Source organism: Kitasatospora sp. NPDC042419, assembly GCF_056437345.1.
In genome coordinates this window covers 17,552-36,358 of sequence record NZ_JBWKAW010000050.1, presented here as the reverse complement: position 1 = coordinate 36,358, position 18,807 = coordinate 17,552, and the positions used below count along the sequence as shown (strand labels likewise).

Here is an 18,807-nt window from a genome sequence, read left to right as displayed (position 1 = left end):
CGCACCACACCCGCCGGCAACGCCTCGCCACCGACCACCCACGTGCCGGCCGCACCCTTCAACTCCCCGCCCGACAACAACTCGGACAGCAGCGGAAGATGCGCCGGAACAGCCTTCACCAGACCGAACCCGCCGTCCACGGAGCGCACCAGCTCCGCCAGACCCTCCCCACCGCCTGCGCGGCTCACCACCACCGGCGCACCCGAAATCAGCGGCACCACCACACTCGTCACCGTCAGGTCGAACGCCAGCGAGGAGTGCAGCGGCGCGCCACCCTCCGTCCGGTACGAACCCGCCGCCCAGCGCGCGTAGTTCGCCAACCCTCCGTGCGGAACCGCCACACCCTTCGGCCGACCCGTCGAACCCGACGTGTAGATCACATACGCCAGGCCGTCGGCCGACAGCGGCGCCTCGGGCGCGGTCGCGGGCAGCATCGACAGCTGGACGCCCATCAGAGCGGAGTCCACCGCGACCATCCGCGCCCGGCCGGCCGGCAGGTCCCCCAGCACGTCCTCGTCGGTCAGCGTCAGCACCGCGCCGCTGTCCGCGAGCATGAACGAGATCCGCTCCACGGGGTACGACGGGTCGATCGGCAGGAACGCCGCCCCCGCCTTCCACGCCGCCAGGATCGCCGTCACAGCCTCGACGCCGCGCGGCAGGCACACACCCACCACCGACTCCGCACCGACACCCTGGCCCACCAGGTACCGCGCCAGGCGGTTCGCCCGCACGTCCAGCTCCGCGAACGACACCTCCTCGCCGTCGGAAACCACCGCGACCGCGTCCGGCGTCCGCACCACCTGCGCCTCGAACAGCTCCGGCACCAGAGCCGAACCCTGCTCCACCACCGTGGAGTTCCACTCGGTCAGCACCTGCGCGCGCTCCCGCGCCGACAGCACCTCCAGCGAGTCCACCTCCGCACCCGGGTCGCGCGTCACCGCGTCCAGCACCCGCAGCAGGGCGGACGCGATCCGTTCGACCGATCCCGCGTCGAACAGGTCGGCTGCCGCGACCACCACGCCGCGCAGCCCGCCCGGCGCACCCGCCGCGTCGAACGCCTCGGTGAGCCGCACCTCCAGATCGAACTTGGCCGCCGCGGTCCCGAGCTCGGCCGCGCCCGGCCCACCGGCCGGCCCGTCGGCCACCGTCACCCGGTCAGCGGCGTTGTTCTGCAGGTCCAGCTGGACCTGGAACAGCGGGTGCCGAGCACGGGAGCGGGCAGGGGCGAGCTCCTCGACGAGCTTCTCGAACGGCACGTCCTGGTGCGCCAGCGCGGACAGCGTCGCCTCGCGCACCCGACCGAGCAGCTCACGGAAGGTCGGGCGACCCGAAAGGTCCGTCCGCACCACCAGGGTGTTGATGAAGAACCCGACCAGATCGTCCAGCGCCTCGTCCGTACGACCCGCGTTCGCCGAACCGATCGGAATGTCCGTCCCCGCACCCAGCTTCGACAACAGCACCGCCAGCGAGGCCTGCAACACCATGAACGGCGTCACACCCTCCGCCCGCGCCACCTCGGCGAGGCGACCGTGCACCTCCGCCGGCACCTCCAGCGGCAGGCGGAGGCCCCGGTGCGAGGCGACCGCGGGTCGCGGCCGGTCCACGGGGAGCGCCAGCTCCTCCGGCACATCGGCCAGCGCTCCGCGCCAGTACTCGATCTGGCGCGAGACCAGGCTCTCCGGATCGCTCTCGTCGCCCAGCAGTTCGCGCTGCCAGAGCGTGTAGTCGGCGTACTGGACCGGCAGCGGTGCCCACTCCGGCGCCCGACCCGCCGACCGGGCCTCGTACGCGGTCATGATGTCCCGGCTGAGCGGGGCCTGGGACCAGCCGTCGGCGGCGATGTGGTGGAGCAGGATCAGCAGAACCCTCTCCTCCGCCCCGGCCTCGAACAGCGTGGCGCGGAACGGCACTTCACGGGACAGGTCGAAGGCGTATCCCGCGGCCTCGACCAGCGCCTCCTCCAACGCGTCCGGCGCGACCGCCACGGAGTGCAGGTCCCAGGCCAGCTCGGCCGCATCGGCGATCCGCTGGTACGGCTCGGTCTCGCCGGCCACGTAGACGGTACGCAGCACCTCGTGGCGTCCGATGACGTCGCGCAGTGCCGAGCTCAGTGCCCCGGTGTCCGCATCGGCCGGGAGGACCACCCGGAAGGCGATGTTGTAGGTCGAGCCGGGGCCCTCCAGCTGGTCGATGAACCAGAGCCGCTGCTGGGCGGAGGAGAGCGGAAGGCGCTCCGGCCGCTCGCCGGCCCGCAGGGCGAGGCGGGCACCGGCCGAACCGGCCAGACGGGCCGCCAGCGCGGCCGCCGTCGGCGCCTCGAACAGGGTGCGCAGCGGCACCTCGATCCCGAGCACCGCCCGGATCCGGCTGATCAGGCGGACGGCGAGCAGGGAGTGACCGCCGAGGGCGAAGAAGTCGTCCTCCACGCCGACGCCTTCGAGGCCGAGGACCTCGGCGAAGGCGGCGCAGACGAGTTCCTCGCGGGCGTTCGCCGGGGCGCGGCCGGAACCCGAGGTGTACTCGGGGGCGGGCAGGGCCTTGCGGTCCAGCTTGCCGTTCACGCTCAGCGGCAGCGCGTCGAGGACGACGACCGCCGACGGCACCATGTACTCCGGCAGACTGAGTGCCGCGAACTCCCGGACGGACTGCGACAGTTCAGCGCCCTCGCCGTCGGTGACGACGTAGGCGACCAGACGGATGTCACCCGCGCCGTCCTCGCGGGCCACGACGGCCGCCTGCGCCACCTGCGGATGCGCGGCCACCACGGACTGCACCTCACCCGGCTCGATCCGGAAGCCACGGATCTTCACCTGCTCGTCCGCACGGCCCAGGAACTCCAACTGCCCGTCCCCGGTCCACTTCGCGAGATCGCCCGTGCGGTACATCCGCGCACCCGGCTCGAACGGGTTCGCGACGAACCGCTCCGCCGTGAGCCCGGAACGGTGGGCGTAACCGCGGGCCAGCTGGACGCCCGCGAGGTAGAGCTCACCGGCGACGCCGACCGGCACCGGCCGCAACGACGAATCCAGCACGTACAGGCGGGTGTTGGCCACCGGCCCGCCGATCGGCACCACGCCCGACAGCTGCCCCGGCGCGCACTCCCACGCCGTGACGTCGACCGACGCCTCCGTCGGACCGTACAGGTTGTGCAGCCCCACACCGTCGAACACCTCGAAGAACCGCTGCTGGGTACGGAGCGGCAGCGCCTCACCCGAGCACACCACCCGCCGCAACACCCCACCACAACCCGCGGCCGCCGGCTCCGCCAGGAACACCTCCAGCATCGACGGCACGAAGTGCGCCGTCGTCACCCTCTGGTCCGCGATCAACTCCGCCAGGTACTCCGGCTCCCTGTGACCCTCCGGACGCGCCACCACCAGAGCAGCACCCACCGACAACGGCCAGAAGAACTCCCACACCGACACATCGAAACCGAACGGCGTCTTCTGCAACACCCGATCAGCGGACGTGAGTTCGAACCGCGACTGCATCCAGCCCAGACGGTTCACGATGCCCTCGTGCGACACCACCACACCCTTCGGGCGCCCCGTCGAACCCGACGTGAAGATCACATACGCCGGATGCGCCGGCAGCAGGTCAACCCCGGGCACCGAGCCCGACAGACCCGCCAACTCCGCGACGACCGCAGGCTCGTCCAGCACCACCACAGCGATGTCCGAAGGAAGCAGCTCCGCGAACGCCCGCGCCGTCAGCACCACCGCCGGAGCCGCGTCCTCCAGCACCACCGCGATCCGCTCCGCCGGGTACGACGGATCCACCGGCAGATACGCACCACCCGCCTTCACCACACCCAGCAGCGCCACCACCAAGTCGACACCGCGCTCCAACGCCACCGCGACCACCGACTCCGCACCCACACCACGACCCACCAACAAGCGGGCCAGACGGTTCGCCCGGGCATCCAACTCGGCATACGACAGCTCGGTGCCCTCGAACACCACCGCCACCGCATCCGGCGTCCGCGCCACCTGCGCCGCGAACAACCCCGGCAACGTCGACAGCTCGACCCCGACCGCAGTGTCGTTCCACTCCACCAGCACCCGACGACGCTCCGCGGCATCCAGCACCTCGATCGTGCTCAGCGGCACCTGCGGATCGGCGGCGACCTCGGCCAGGACCCGCGCGAGCCGCTCCGCCAGCCGCTCGACCGTCCCCGCCTCGAAGAGGTCCGCCGAACCGACGACACCGCCGTGCAGCCCCGCCGGAGCACCGTCGGCGTCGAAGGCCTCGCCGACGCCGACCTCAAGGTCGAACTTCGACACCGCACCGGCCGAGGGCACCGCGCCCCGGGAGTGCGCGCCGCCGAGGTCCAGGCTCGCCTCCTCGTTGTTCTGCAGCGTCAGTGACACCTGGAAGAGCGGGTGGCGGGCCATCGAGCGGGCCGGCGCCAGCTCCTCGACCAGCTTCTCGAACGGCACGTCCTGGTGCGCGAAGGCGGAGAGCCCCGCCTCCCGGACCCGGGCGACGACGTCGGCGAACGTCGGGTCACCGGTCAGGTCCGTGCGCACCACCAGCGTGTTGACGAAGAAGCCGACCAGATCGTCCAGCGCCTCGTCCGTCCGACCGGCATTGACCGCACCGATCGGGATGTCCGTACCGGCGCCGTGGCGGTTGAGCAGCACGGCCAGCGCCGCCTGCACGACCATGAACATCGTCGCGCCCTCGGCTCGCGCCACGTCCGCCAACCGGGCGTGGACATCCGCCGGGACCCGCAGCGAGGCGGCGTGTCCCCGGTGCGAGGAGACGGCGGGGCGGGGGTGGTCGGCCGGGAGCGTGAGCTCCTCGGGGATCCCCGACAGGGCGTCCTTCCAGTGCGCGATCTGCCGCGCCCCCAGGCTGTCCGGGTCGGCCGGGTCGCCGAGCAGCTCGCGCTGCCAGAGCGCGTAGTCCGCGTACTGGACCGGCAGCGGCTCCCACTCGGGTGCCCGGCCGGCGGTGCGCGCCGCGTAGGCGGTCGACAGGTCGCGCGCCAGCGGAGCCGTCGACCAACCGTCGCTGGCGACGTGGTGCAGGACCACCACGAGCACCGGATCGGTCCCGTCCTCGGGCTCGAACAGCCGGACCCGGATCGGGATTTCGAGGGTGAGGTCGAAGGCGTACTCGGCCGCCCGCTCCACCTCGGACTCCAGGTCCGCCGGCGCCACCGGGATGATCCCGATCTCCCAGTCCAGCTCCTCCGGGTCGAGGATCCGCTGGTAGGGCTCGCCGTCCACGGCCGGGAACACGGTGCGCAGCGACTCGTGCCGCCCGATCACGTCGCGGAACGCGGCGTCGAGCGACCGCCGGTCGGTGTCGACCGAGAGCCGGAGCACCACGGGGATGTTGTACGAGGCGCCCGATTCCTCCAACCGGTTGATGAACCAGAGCCGCTGCTGGCCGTAGGAGAGCGGGAGGTGCTCGGGACGGTCCTTCGGCGCGAGGGGAGTTCGCGCCGCTCCGGCGTCCGAGAGGGTCTCCGCGAGGGCTGCGACGGTCGGGGCCTCGAACAGGGTCCGGATGTCGGTCTCGACACCGAGGACGGCCCGGATCCGGCTGACCAGGCGCACCGCGAGGAGCGAGTGGCCGCCGAGTTCGAAGAAGTCGTCGTCCACGCCCACGGATTCCAGCCCGAGGACGTCGGCGAAGGCCAGGCAGAGCAGCTCCTCCCGCAGGTTCCCCGCACGCCGCCCGGCACCCGTGGCGGTGCTGCCGTAGGCGGGAGCGGGCAGGGCCTTGCGGTCCAGCTTCCCGTTCCCGGTCAACGGCAGCGCGTCCAGCACCACCACCGCGGCCGGAACCATGTGCTCCGGCAGCCGACGAGCCGTGAACTCCCGCACCGCCGCCGGGATCCCACCGGCGTCCTCGTCCGGATCATCCGCCACCACATACGCCACCAACCGGGTGTCACCGTGCGCGTCCCGACGGGCCACCACCGCCGCCTGCCCCACCAGCGGATGAGCGACCACACCGGCCTGCACCTCACCCAACTCCACCCGGAAACCACGGACCTTCACCTGCTCGTCCGCACGACCCAGGAACACCACCCGACCGTCCGCCGCCCACCGCACCCGGTCACCCGTGCGATACATCCGCACACCAGCCTCGAACGGATTCGCCACGAACCGCTCCGCCGTCAGGCCGGGGCGCTTGACGTAGCCGCGCGCCAACTGCGCACCCGCCACATACAACTCACCCGCCACACCCACCGGCACCGGACGCAACGCATCGTCCAACACATAGAACCGCGTGTTGGCCACCGGCGAACCCACCGGCACCAGAACACCACCCGCGGCATCCTCCACACCCAGACGCGTCGTCGCCACACCGATCGTCGTCTCCGTCGGCCCGTAGTGGTTGAACACCGCACCACCACCGGCGTGTCCCACCAACTCACGCACCAACTCCGGCGCCGCCGCCTCACCACCCAGCACCAGCGAACGCGCCGGCAGCACACCACCCACCCCGGCACCCGTGGCAAGCGCCGCCAGATGCGAAGGCACCGCCTTCAGGAAATCGATCCCGTACTCGGCCAGATACGCCGAAACCCTCCCAGGATCGGTGACCGCCTCCTCCGCCAGGACATGCAGCTCACCACCCGACGTCAGACTCGCGAACACCACCGTGTTCCCCAGATCGGTCGCCTGCGCCTGCAACAACGCATACCGCCCACCCGGCACATCGAACCCGACCCGACCCGGCACCGACGACACATAGTTCGCCAACGCCCCGTGCGTGACCGCCACACCCTTCGGCCGACCCGTCGAACCCGACGTGTAGATCACATACGCCAGACCCTCAGGCCGTGTCACAACCCCCGGAGCCGTCACGGGAAGCGCGTCCAACTGCATCCGCGTGAACGTCCCGTCCACCGCCACCAGACGAACCCCCACCGAAGGAAGCTCCCCGAGGATCTCCTCCGTCGTGACGACCAACGCCACCCGGCTGTCCTTCATCGTGAACGCCACACGATCCGCAGGCTGCGCGGCATCCAGCGGCAGGTAACCCGCGCCCGCCTTCCAGACCGCCAGAATCCCCGCGATCATCTCCACACCACGCGGCAGCGCCAGCCCCACCACCGACTCCGCACCCACGCCCTGAGCGACCAGGTAGTGCGCCAGGCGGTTCGCCCGCGCGTCAAGCTCCGCGAACGACACACTCCCGCCCTCGGAGACCAGCGCGACCGCGTCCGGCGTCCGCGCCACCTGCGCCTCGAACAGCCCGGCCACCGAGGACGCCGCGACCGCCTCGTCCGTGGCGTTCCACCCCGTCAGCACCCGCTCGCGCTCACCGGCCTCGACCACGTCCACCAGCGCCACCGGCACACCCGGATCAGCCGTCACCACGTCCAGCACCCGCACCCACGCCGCCGCGATCCGCCCCGCCCACACCGGCTCGAACAGATCCGCCGACACCGTCACCGTGCCACGCACACCCGCCGGACGACCGTCCGCACCGAACACCTCGGTGACGATGACATCGAGGTCGAACTTGGCCGCCGACTCGTGAGCCGTCGTGGCGGAGCCCTGCTCGGCGGGCTCCTCGCCGGCCTGGCCGCCGGCCTGGAGGCCCGGCAGGTCGAGCACGGCTTCGATGGTGTTCTCGGTCGTCAGAACCACCTGGAAGAGCGGGTGGCGGGCCATCGAGCGGGCAGGCGCCAGCTCTTCGACGAGCCGCTCGAACGGCACGTCCTGGTGCGCCAGCGCCGACAGCGTCCGCTCCCGCACCCGGCCCAGCACCTCACGGAAGGTCGGACGACCCGACAGGTCCGCCCGCACCACCAGCGTGTTGATGAAGAACCCGACCAGATCGTCCAGCGCCTCGTCCGTACGACCCGCGTTCGCCGAACCGATCGGAATGTCCGTCCCCGCACCCAGCTTCGACAACAGCACCGCCAACGAGGCCTGCAGCACCATGAACGGCGTCACACCCTCCGCCCGCGCCACCTCCACCAGGCGCGCGTGCACCGCCGCCGGAACCTCCACCGGCACCTGGAACCCACGGTGCGAACCCACCGCCGGACGCGGCCGGTCGAACGGAAGCTCCAGCTCCTCCGGAGCACCCGCCAACGCCTCACGCCAGTACTCCAACTGGCGCGACAGCGTGCTCCCGGGGTCGGTCTCCTCACCCAGCACCCGACGCTGCCACAGGGTGTAGTCGGCGTACTGCACCGGCAGCGGCGCCCACTCCGGCGCCCGACCCGCCGCACGCGCCGCGTACGCCACCGACAGGTCACGCGCCAACGGACCCCGCGACCAACCGTCGCTCGCCACGTGGTGCATCACCACCACCAGCGCCCGCATCCCCGCGCCGGCCTCGAACAGCCAGGCCCGGAACGGCACCTCGCGCGACAGGTCGAAGGAGTACCCCAGGGCCTCCTCCACCGCCGCACCCAGCTCCTCCGGCGCCACCCGCGACACCGACAGGGACCACTCCAACTCCTCCGGAGCAAGGATCCGCTGGTACGGCTCACCGTCCACGACCGGGAACACGGTGCGCAGCACCTCGTGCCGCCCGAGCACGTCCAGGAACGCCGCACCCAGCGCCCCGTGGTCCACCTCGTCGGACAGCCGGATCACCGCCGGCACGTTGTACGTCGCGCTCGGCCCCTCCAACTGGTTGATGAACCACAACCGCCGCTGCGCGAACGACAACGGCACCCGCTCCGGCCGCACCCCCGCCGTCAACGCCGCCCGGGCCTCACCCGCACCCGCGCCCGCACCCGCGATCCACGCGGCCAACCCCGCCACCGTCGGCACGTCGAACAGCACCGGCACCGGCACCTCCACACCCAGCACCGCGCGCACCCGGCTCACCAGGCTCACCGCCAACAGGGAATGGCCACCCAGATCGAAGAAGTCATCGTCCACACCGACACCCTCAACACCCAGCACCTCCTCGAACGCCGCGCAGAGCAACTCCTCCTGCAGCGTCGCCGGACCACGGCCCGCGCCGCCCGTGTAGTCGGGGGCCGGCAGGGCCCTGCGGTCCAGCTTGCCGTTCACGCTCAACGGCAGCGCGTCCAGGACGACGACCGCCGACGGCACCATGTACTCCGGCAGCGAGGCCGCCACGAGCCTGCGCACCGCCTCCGGAAGGCCGGCGACGTCGGCGGCGGCGCCGTCCTCGGGGACGACGTAGGCGACCAGGCGACGGTCGCCGGGGCGGTCCTCCCGCACGACGACGGCGCTCTGACCGACCTGGTCGTGGCCGGCGACGACGGTCTCGACCTCGCCCGGCTCGATCCGGAAGCCGCGGACCTTCACCTGGTCGTCCGCACGGCCGAGGAAGAGCAGCTCCCCCTCGGCGGTCCAGGTGCCGAGGTCCCCGGTCCGGTACATCCGCCCGTCGCCGAACGGGCACGCCACGAACCGCTCCGCGGTCAGCCCGGGCCGGCCGTGGTAGCCGCGCGCCAGGCCGGGGCCCATGACGTAGAGCTCACCGGGCACGCCCTCGGGCACGGGCCGCAGGTTCCGGTCCAGCACGAAGACCTTCGCGCCGTTGATCGGCCGGCCGATCGGCACCGGGCCCCGTCCGTCCGGGTCGAGCGGCTCGGTCATGGTCGCGCAGACGGTGACCTCGGTCGGCCCGTAGGCGTTGATCATCCGCCGCCCCGGCGCCCAGCGCTCGACCAGCGCCGGCGCGGAGGCCTCCCCCGCCACGACGAGGGTGCGCAGGCTTCGCGGCAGCCGATCCACCGTGGCCAGCACCGACGGCGGCACGGTCGCGTGGGTGACGCCGAACTCCGCCACCACGTCGCTCAGCAGGCCCTTCGGCGGCAGCCGGTCCGCGCCGGCCATCACCAGCGTGGCGCCCGAGAGCAGCGCCATGCAGACCTCGGAGACCGCCGCGTCGAAGCTCAGCGAAGCGAGCTGGAGCACCCGCGAACCGGCGCCCACCGCGAACCGCTCGATCTGCGCGGCCGCCAGCGTGCCGATGCCGCGGTGGGCGACCAGCACGCCCTTGGGGCGGCCGGTCGAGCCCGAGGTGTAGATCACGTACGCCGGGTGTGCCGGGGACAGGGCGCTCGCCCGCTCCCCGTCCGTCAGCACCGCGTCGTCGAGCCGCGCGAGCTCCCGGGCGACCGCCGGCTCGTCCAGCACGACCTGCGGCACCAGGACCGAGGCCGGCAGCACCTCGGCCGCGTCCCCCGAGGTGACGACGACCGACGGGGCGGCGTCGGCCAGCATGAACGCGACCCGCTCCACCGGGTACTCCGGATCGACGGGCACGTACGCACCGCCGGCCTTCACGACCGCCAGCAGCGCGACGACCAGCTCGATCCCGCGCTCCATCACCACGCCGACCAGGGACTCCGGGCCGACGCCGCGGCCGACCAGCAGCCGGGCCAGGCGGTTCGCCCGGGCGTCCAGCTCCGCGTAGGACAGCTCGACCCCGTCGCCCGCCACCGCCACCGCGTCCGGCGTCCGGGCGACCTGCGCCTCGAACAGCTCGGGCAGCGTCGCGGCCGCGGTCTCCGGGACGGTGTCGTTCCACTCCACCAGCACCCGGCGGCGGCCCTCGTCGCCGAGCACGTCCACCGCGCCGAGCCGCACCCGGCGGTCCTCGGCCACCGCCGCCAGCACCCGTCCGAACCAGGCCGCGAGGCGCTCCGCCGTCTCCGGCTCGAACAGGTCGGCGGAGGCGACCAGCGAGCCGCGCAGGCCCGCCGGCGCGCCCGAGGCGTCGAAGGTCTCCCGGATGCCGGCCCACAGGTCGCACCGCGACACCGTGGTCCCCGCCGACAGCTCGCCGGCCTCGATCCCGGACAGGTCCACCTCGGCTTCCGCCGTGTTCTCCACGGACAGCAGGACCTGGCAGAGCGGGTGCCGCGACAGCGAACGGGACGGGGCGAGCTCCTCGACCAGCTTCTCGAACGGCACGTCCTGGTTGGCGAAGGCCGACAGGCTGGTCTCGCGCACCCGCGCCAGGACGTCGGTGAACGCCGGATCGCCGGACAGGTCCGTGCGCAGCACCAGGGTGTTGATGAAGAACCCGACCAGGTCCTCAAGCGCCTCGTCGGTACGGCCGGCGTTGACCGCGCCGACGGCGATGTCGGTGCCGGCACCGAGGCGGTTCAGCAGCACGGCCAGACCGGCCTGCAGGACCATGAACATGGTCGTGCCCTCGGCGCTAGCGATCTCGGCGAGCCGGGCGTGCACCTCCGCCGGGACGTCCAGCGACACGCCGTGGCCCCGGTGGGAGGAGACCGCGGGGCGCGGGTGGTCGGCCGGGAGGGCCAGGTCCTCGGGGAGGCCGGCGAGGTCGGCGCGCCAGAACTCCACCTGGCGCGACAGCAGGCTGTCCGGGTCGTCCCCGTCGCCCAGCAGCTCGCGCTGCCACAGCGCGTAGTCCGCGTACTGGACCGGCAGCGGCTCCCACTCCGGCGCCCGGCCCGCGCTGCGCGCCGCGTAAGCGGTCGACAGGTCGCGCGCCAGCGGCGCCCTGGACCAGCCGTCGCCGGCGATGTGGTGCATCACCACGACCAGGATGTGCTCGTCCGCTCCGCCGCGGAACAGCCGGCCGCGGAACGGCAGTTCCTCCGCCAGGTCGAAGGCGTGGTCGAACTCTGCGGAGACCGCGGCCTCCAGGTCGGCCGACGCGACGTCGACGACCTCCAGCTCCCACGCCAGGTCGTCGAGCCCGACGATCCGCTGGTAGGGCTCGCCGTCCACGGTCGTGAACACCGTCCGCAGCGCTTCGTGCCGGCCGATCACGTCCCGCAGTGCCGCGTCCAGCGCCTCGCGGTCGACCGCGCCGGCCAGCCGCAGCGCCACCGGGATGTTGTACGACGCGCTCCGGCCCTCCAGCCGGCTGACGAACCAGAGGCCCCGCTGGGCGAAGGAGAGCGGCACCAGCTCCGGGCGCTCCCGGCGGGTGAGCTGCTTCCGGGCGGCCTGGGCGCCCGCGAGCCGGGCGGCGAGGCCGCCGACGGTCGGGGCCTCGAACAGGTCGCGGACCTCCACCTCGACGCCGAGGAGCGTCCGGATCCGGCTGGTCAGGCGGACGGCGAGCAGGGAGTGGCCGCCGAGGGCGAAGAAGTCGTCGTCGACGCCGACCTCGGAGACCCGCAGCACCTCGGCGAACGCCCCGCAGAGCACCCGCTCGCGCTCGTTCGCCGGCGCCCGCCCGGATCCGGCACCGCCCGACAGCTCGGGCGCGGGCAGGGCCTTGCGGTCCAGCTTGCCGTTCCCGGTCAGCGGCAGCGCGTCCAGCACCACGACGGCCGACGGCACCATGTGCTCCGGCAGCCGCCGCCCGGCGAACTCCCGTACGGACGGGGGGAGGTCACTCGTGTCCTCGTCGGGGTCGTCGGCGACGACGTAGGCCACCAGGCGCACGTCGCCCGGCACGTCCTCGCGGGCGATCACGGCCGCCCGGGCCAGCCGCGGGTGTCCGGAGATCGCGGCCTCGACCTCGCCGGGCTCGATCCGGAAGCCGCGGACCTTCACCTGCTCGTCGGCGCGGCCCAGGTACTCCAGTTGGCCGTCGGCGCGCCAACGGGCGACGTCCCCCGAGCGGTACATCCGCGCACCCGACTCGAACGGGTTCGCCACGAACCGCTCCGCCGTCAGGCCGGGGCGCTTGACGTAGCCGCGCGCCAGCTGCGCGCCCGCGATGTACAGCTCACCGGCGACGCCCACCGGCACCGGGCGCAGCGCGGCGTCCAGCACGTACAGGCGGACGTTCGCGGTCGGGCGGCCGATCGGCACCGAGTCGCCGACCTCGTCCCCGGCCCGCACCTCGAACACCGAGCAGCCGACCGTAGCCTCCGTCGGCCCGTACTCGTTCACCACCACCGACTCGGGCGCGCGCTCCAGCCAGGCCCGCACCACCGGACCCGACAGCGCCTCGCCGCCGACCACCCACGTTCCCGCCGCCTCCGCGGCCTGACGGTCGGTCAGCATCTCGGACAGCAGCGGCAGGTGTGCCGGTACCGCCTTCGCCAGACCGAAGCTCCCGCCGCCGCGCAGCAGCTCCGCCAGGCCGTCGGCGCCGCCCGCGCGGCTCGCCACCACCCGCGAGCCCGAGATCAGCGGCACGACCACGCTGGTCACCGTCAGGTCGAAGGCGAGCGAGGAGTGCAGCGGGGCGCCGCCCTCGGTCCGGTACGAACCGGCCGCCCACAGGACGTAGTTGGCCAGCGCGCCGTGCGGGACCGCCACGCCCTTCGGGCGGCCCGTCGACCCCGAGGTGTAGATCACGTACGCCAGGCCGTCGCCCGAGACCGACGTCTCGGGGGCGGTCGCGGGCAGCATCGAGAGTTGGACGCCCATCAGGGCCGAGTCCACCGCGACCATCCGCGCGCGGCCGGCCGGCAGGTCCCCCAGGACCTCCTCGTCGGTCAGCGTCAGCACGGCGCCGCTGTCCGCGAGCATGAACGAGATCCGCTCCACGGGGTACGACGGGTCGATCGGCAGGAACGCCGCCCCGGCCTTCCAGGCGGCGAGGATCGCGACCACCGCCTCGGCACCCCGGGGCAGGCAGACGCCGACCAGCGACTCGGCCCCGACACCCTGGCCCACCAGGTACCGGGCAAGGCGGTTGGCCCGCTCGTCCAGCTCCGCGAACGACACCTCCTCGCCGTCGGCGACCACGGCCACCGCGTCCGGCGTCCGGGCCGCCTGCGCCGCGAAGAGCTCCGGCACCAGCCCCGGCCCGAGGTCGGCCGACGAGTCGTTCCACTCGGTGAGCACCCGGTGGCGCTCGGCGTCGCCCAGCACGTCCACCGAGCCCAGCGGCACGTCCGCCCCGCCGTCGAGAGCCCGTACCAGTGCCGCCGCCAGGTCCGCGGTGGCGACCTGCACCAGCTCGGCGACCGCGTGCGGGACGATCGGGGCGATGGCGTCGATCGTCACGTCGAGCGTGTCTCCGTCGTCCGTCACCGCGACGGACAGCGGGTAGTTGGTCCGGTCGTGCTCGAAGACCATCCGGATGCCGCCGGTCACGCCCTCCGGCGCGTCGGCCCGATCGGCCTGCGCGCCCCGGGTGCCGTGGCTGTGGCGGTAGTTGAAGAACGAGGTGAACAGCGGGACGTTGCCGGGCACGCCGCTCGCGCGCTGTGCGACCGCCAGCGGGGCGTGCTCGTGCTCCAGCAGCTCGGCCAGCTGACCGCGCATCGCCGACACGGCTTCCAGCGCCCCGAGTTCTCCGGTGCGCAGGCGGACCGGCAGGGTGTTCATGAACGGGCCGGGCACGCGGTCGGAGCCGGCGCCGGCGTTCATCCGGCCGAACAGGACGGTGCCGAACACCACGTCGGACCGGCCCGAGACGGCCGCCAGCACGCGCGCCCAGGCGACGTGCAGGACGGACGCCGGGCTGACGCCGATCCGCCGGGAGATCTCCCGGATCCGATCGGTCAGGTCCTGCGGCAGGGTGAGCCCGTCCCGGACCACGCCGCTGCCGTCGCCGCGCGCGTCGACCAGGCCGAACGGCGCGGTCGGCTCGTCGACGTCGCCGAGCAGCTCGCCGAAGTAGCGCTCGTGCTCGGCCTCGTCGACGGCGCCGCGCGCCTGGGCCACGAAGTTGCGGAACGGGAGCGGCTCGGCGAGTTCGGCGCCGCGCCCGGTGAGGAAGGCGTGCACCTCCGCCAGCAGGACCTCCTTGGCGGTGTGGTCCTGGACCATGTGGTGCATCCGGATCAGGACCAGCCACCGGCCGTCGGCGCCGCGCTGCGGGGCGTGCGCCACGTGCAGGCCGATCAGCGGGGCCCGGGTGAGGTCCATCGGCGTGCTGCCGAGCGCCACCAGTTCGGCGATCGGGTCGTCCCCGTGCGGGTCGAGGGCGACCTCGGCCACCTGCAGCTCGGCCCGGCGCCACACCACCTGGGCGGGTTCGCGCAGCCCGTCCCAGACGATGCCGGTGCGCAGGACGTCGTGCCGGTCGACCACCTGCTGCAGGGCGCCCAGGAAGCCGTCCAGGAGTTCGCGCGAGTCGAGCTCCAGCACGGTGGGCAGGGCGTAGGCGTCATCGCCGGCGCCGGCGAGCAGGTGGTGGAAGAGCAGGCCTTCCTGGAGCGGGGCGAGCGGGTAGACGTCCGCGATGTTCGCGGCGCCGCCCTCGACGGTGGCCGCGATCCGCTCGATCTCCTCCGCGGTGACGTCGACCAGCGGCAGCATGTCCGGCGTGATCGCGGTCGCGCCGGCCGGGATCAGGTTCTCCGGGACCGCGACCTGGGCGGTGCCCCCGGCCAGCGCGAGCCCGGCCGGGGTCGGGCTCGCGAACAGCGCGCGCACGGAGACCGGGACGCCGCGGGCGCGCAGCCGCTCGACCAGCCGGACGGCGAGCAGCGAGTGGCCGCCGAGGGCGAAGAAGTCGTCGTCGACGCCGACCCGTTCCAGGCCCAGCGCCTCGGCGAACTCCTCGCACAGGATCCGCTCCTGGCGGTTCGCCGGGGGCCGGCCGCCGCCGACCGCGAACTCCGGGGCCGGCAGCGCCCTGCGGTCGAGCTTTCCGTTGACGGTCAGCGGCAGGGCGTCCAGGACGACGACCGCCGCCGGGACCATGTACTGCGGCAGCCTCGACCCGACGAACTCACGGATGGTGGAGCCGAGTTCGGCCTGGCCGGGGGCGCCCTCCGCCGGGACGACGTAGGCGACCAGGCGCACGTCGCCGGGGGTGTCCTCGCGCGGGACGACGGCGGCCCGGGCAACCCCGGGGTGCGCGGCGACCACCGTCTGGACCTCGCCGGGCTCGATCCGGAAGCCGCGGATCTTGACCTGCTCGTCCGCGCGGCCGGCGAAGACCAGTCGGCCGTCCTCGGTCCAGCGCACCAGGTCGCCGGTGCGGTAGAAGCGCTCACCGGGCGCGTACGGGGAGGCGACGAACCGCTCCGCGGTGAGGTCGGAGCGGCCGACGTACCCGCGGGCCAGCTGTGCGCCGCCGATGTAGAGCTCACCGGCGACGCCGGGCGGGACCGGCTGCAGGCGCCGGTCCAGCACGTACATCCGGGTGTTGGCGACCGGGCCGCCGAAGGGCACCGCCCCGGTGCCGTCCGGGTCGATCCGCCCGACTGCGGTGATCACGGCCGCCTCGGTCGGCCCGTAGGCGTGGACGAGCCGCCGGTCACGGGCCCAGGCGCGGGCGAGCGCGGGGTCGATGCCTTCGGAGCCGACGACCATGGCGCCGACCCCGGCGAGGTCCTCCAGTTCCAGGACGGCGAGCAGCGAGGGCACCAGACTGGCGGAGCGGACGCCGGCCGACTCCACCAGGGCGCGCAGCAGCGCGGCTTCGGAGCGTTCGGCGGCGGTGGCGACCACGAGGGTGCCGCCGTTGGCGAGGGTGACGGCGACGTCCAGGACGGAGGCGTCGAAGTTGAACGAGGCGAACTGCAGGACCGGGACGCCCGGGCCGACCTCCATCAGGGGGCCGAACACCGACACCAGGTTGGCGAGGGCGCCGTGGCCGGTGGCCACGCCCTTCGGCCGGCCGGTCGAACCGGAGGTGTAGATGACGTAGGCGAGGCCGTCGGGGCCGACCGGGCGGTGCGGGGCGGTGGTGGGCAGGCCGGCGAGCGCCGCGGCCTCCTGCGGGTCGTCGAGCCAGAGCACCCGGTCGGTGTCGAGCCGGGCGGCGACGCCGTCGGCGGCGTCCCGGGTGCTGAGCACCACCCGGGCGCGGCTGTCGTCGAGGATGTAGGCCAGGCGGTCGACGGGGTGCTCGGGGTCGAGCGGGACGTAGGCGCCGCCGGCCTTCCAGACGGCGAGGATCGCGGTGACGATGTCGACGCCGCGCGGCAGGCAGAGGCCGACCACCGTCTCGGCACCCACGCCGAGGCCGGCTAGCCGGTGGGCGAGCCGGTTGGCCCGCGCGTCGAGCTCGGCGTAGCTGACGCCGGTGCCTTCGTGCAGCACCGCGACGGCGTCCGGGGTCAGTTCGGCGTGCCGGGCGAACAGCTCGGGCAGCAGGCCCGTTCCGACCGCGGCCGCGGTGTCGTTCCACGCGGACAGCAGCCGCTCGCGCTCGTCCGCGGCGAGCACGTCGACGGCGCCGATCGGGGCCTCGGGCGCGCGGGTGAGCTGCTCGACGACGCGGGCCAGCCGCTCGGCGAAGCGGACGGCGGAGCCGGCCTCGAAGAGGTCGGCGTTGACGATGACCGAGCCGCTCAGGCCGGCCGGGGCGCCGGTCTCGTCGAAGGTCTCCTCGGCGACGACTTCGAGGTCGAACTTGGCGACGGTGCCCGTCGGTCCCTCGGCGGGGGACGGCTCGGCGCCGGTTCCGCCGGCGACCTGCGCGCCGGCCAGGGAGGCCTCGGCGCGGGCGAGGTTCTCCACGCTGAGCATGACCTGGAACAGCGGGTGGCGGGCGAGCGTACGGGTCGGGGCGAGTTCCTCGACCAGCTTCTCGAACGGGACGTCCTGCCGTTCGAAGGCGGACAGGTCGGTCTCGCGCACGCGGGCCAGGAGCTCGGTGAAGGTCGGGTCACCGGACACGTCGGTGCGCAGCACCAGGCTGTTGATGAAGAAGCCCACCAGGTCGCGCAGGCCCACGTCGGTGCGGCCGGCCACCGCCGTGCCGATCGGCAGGTCGCTGCCCGCCCCGAGTTTGGACAGCAGCACCGCGAGGGCGGCCTGCAGGGCCATGAAGACGGTCGCGCCCTCCGCGCGGGCCAGCTCCACCAGCCGCGCGTGGGCTTCGGCCGGGATCTCCAGCGGGGTGCGGTGGCCGCGGTAGGAGGCCACCGGGGGCCGGATGTGGTCGAACGGGAGCTCCAGCTCCTCCGGTGATCCGCTCAGCACGGTTCGCCAGTAGGCGAGCTGACGGTTCATCAGACTCGCCTGGTCGTCCGGGTCGCCGAGCAGTTCGCGCTGCCAGAGGGTGTAGTCGGCGTACTGGACGGCCAGCGGCTCCCAGTCGGGCGCACGGCCCGCGCGGCGGGCCGCGTAGGCGGCGGAGACGTCGCGGGCCAGCGGGCGCAGCGAGTAGCCGTCGCCGGCGATGTGGTGCACCACCACGGCCAGCACGTGCTCCGTCGGCCCTGTGCTGAACAGCCAGGCGCGGATGGGGAGTTCGGAGGAGAGGTCGAAGGCGGTCGCGGCCGCGCCGGCGAGCGCGCGATCGAGCTCGGCCCGCACCGCGGCCGGGTCGCCGCCGGACAGGTCGACCCGCCGGAGGGCCCAGTCGAGGTCCTCGGCGGAGTGGATGCGCTGGTACGGCTCGCCGTCGGCGACGGCGAAGGTGGTCCGCAGGACCTCATGGCGTTCGAGGACGTCGCGCAGGGCGGCGGCGAGGGCGTCCTGGTCGATCTCGCCGGACAGCGGCAGCGCGAGGGGGATGTTGTAGTGCGCGCTCGGCCCCTCCACCTGCTGGATGAACCACAACCGACGCTGCGCATATGACAACGGAACCATCAGGACCCCTCCTGCGTACGTCCTCGCCGCGACGTCGGCCGAGGCTGACTGGTGAACTCCGGCCGCTCTCCCGGCCGTGCCCACCGGCGCTGCCGGCAGCGCCGGTGGGCACGGCTGTGAGGACCGCGCGGAATTCCTCCGCCCGGCCCGGCCTCTGACAACCGTTGCGTACGGGCCGTCGGTCGATTCCGGTTGCCCTCGGCACCGCATCGACTCGGATTCCGGCCCGATCGAATGCCCCTGTTTCCTTCTTCGGTGATACGGGGCACCGAAGCTTCCCCGGCAGTCACTATGACCCACCGTCCGGCGGATGATCAATGTTCGGCCCGCGCGCCCGGGAACCGGCCCGGGCAGCGCGATCACGGCTCCGCGAGGGGTGTTCGGTCCGCCTGTTCAACTGCCCCCGCGAGCCCAGTTGAACAGGCCGCGGAGAACCGTCCGCCGTCCGAACGCTTGACAA

1 protein-coding gene is annotated in these 18,807 nt (G+C 73.4%); it reads right to left on the bottom strand.

Annotated features, from left to right (window positions below; genetic code table 11):
* Window positions 1-18,347 (bottom strand): non-ribosomal peptide synthase/polyketide synthase (locus tag AC067J_RS41865; RefSeq protein WP_478308083.1); only part of this gene is annotated, 18,347 nt, incomplete at its 3' end.
* Window positions 18,348-18,807 lie beyond the last annotated feature (460 nt).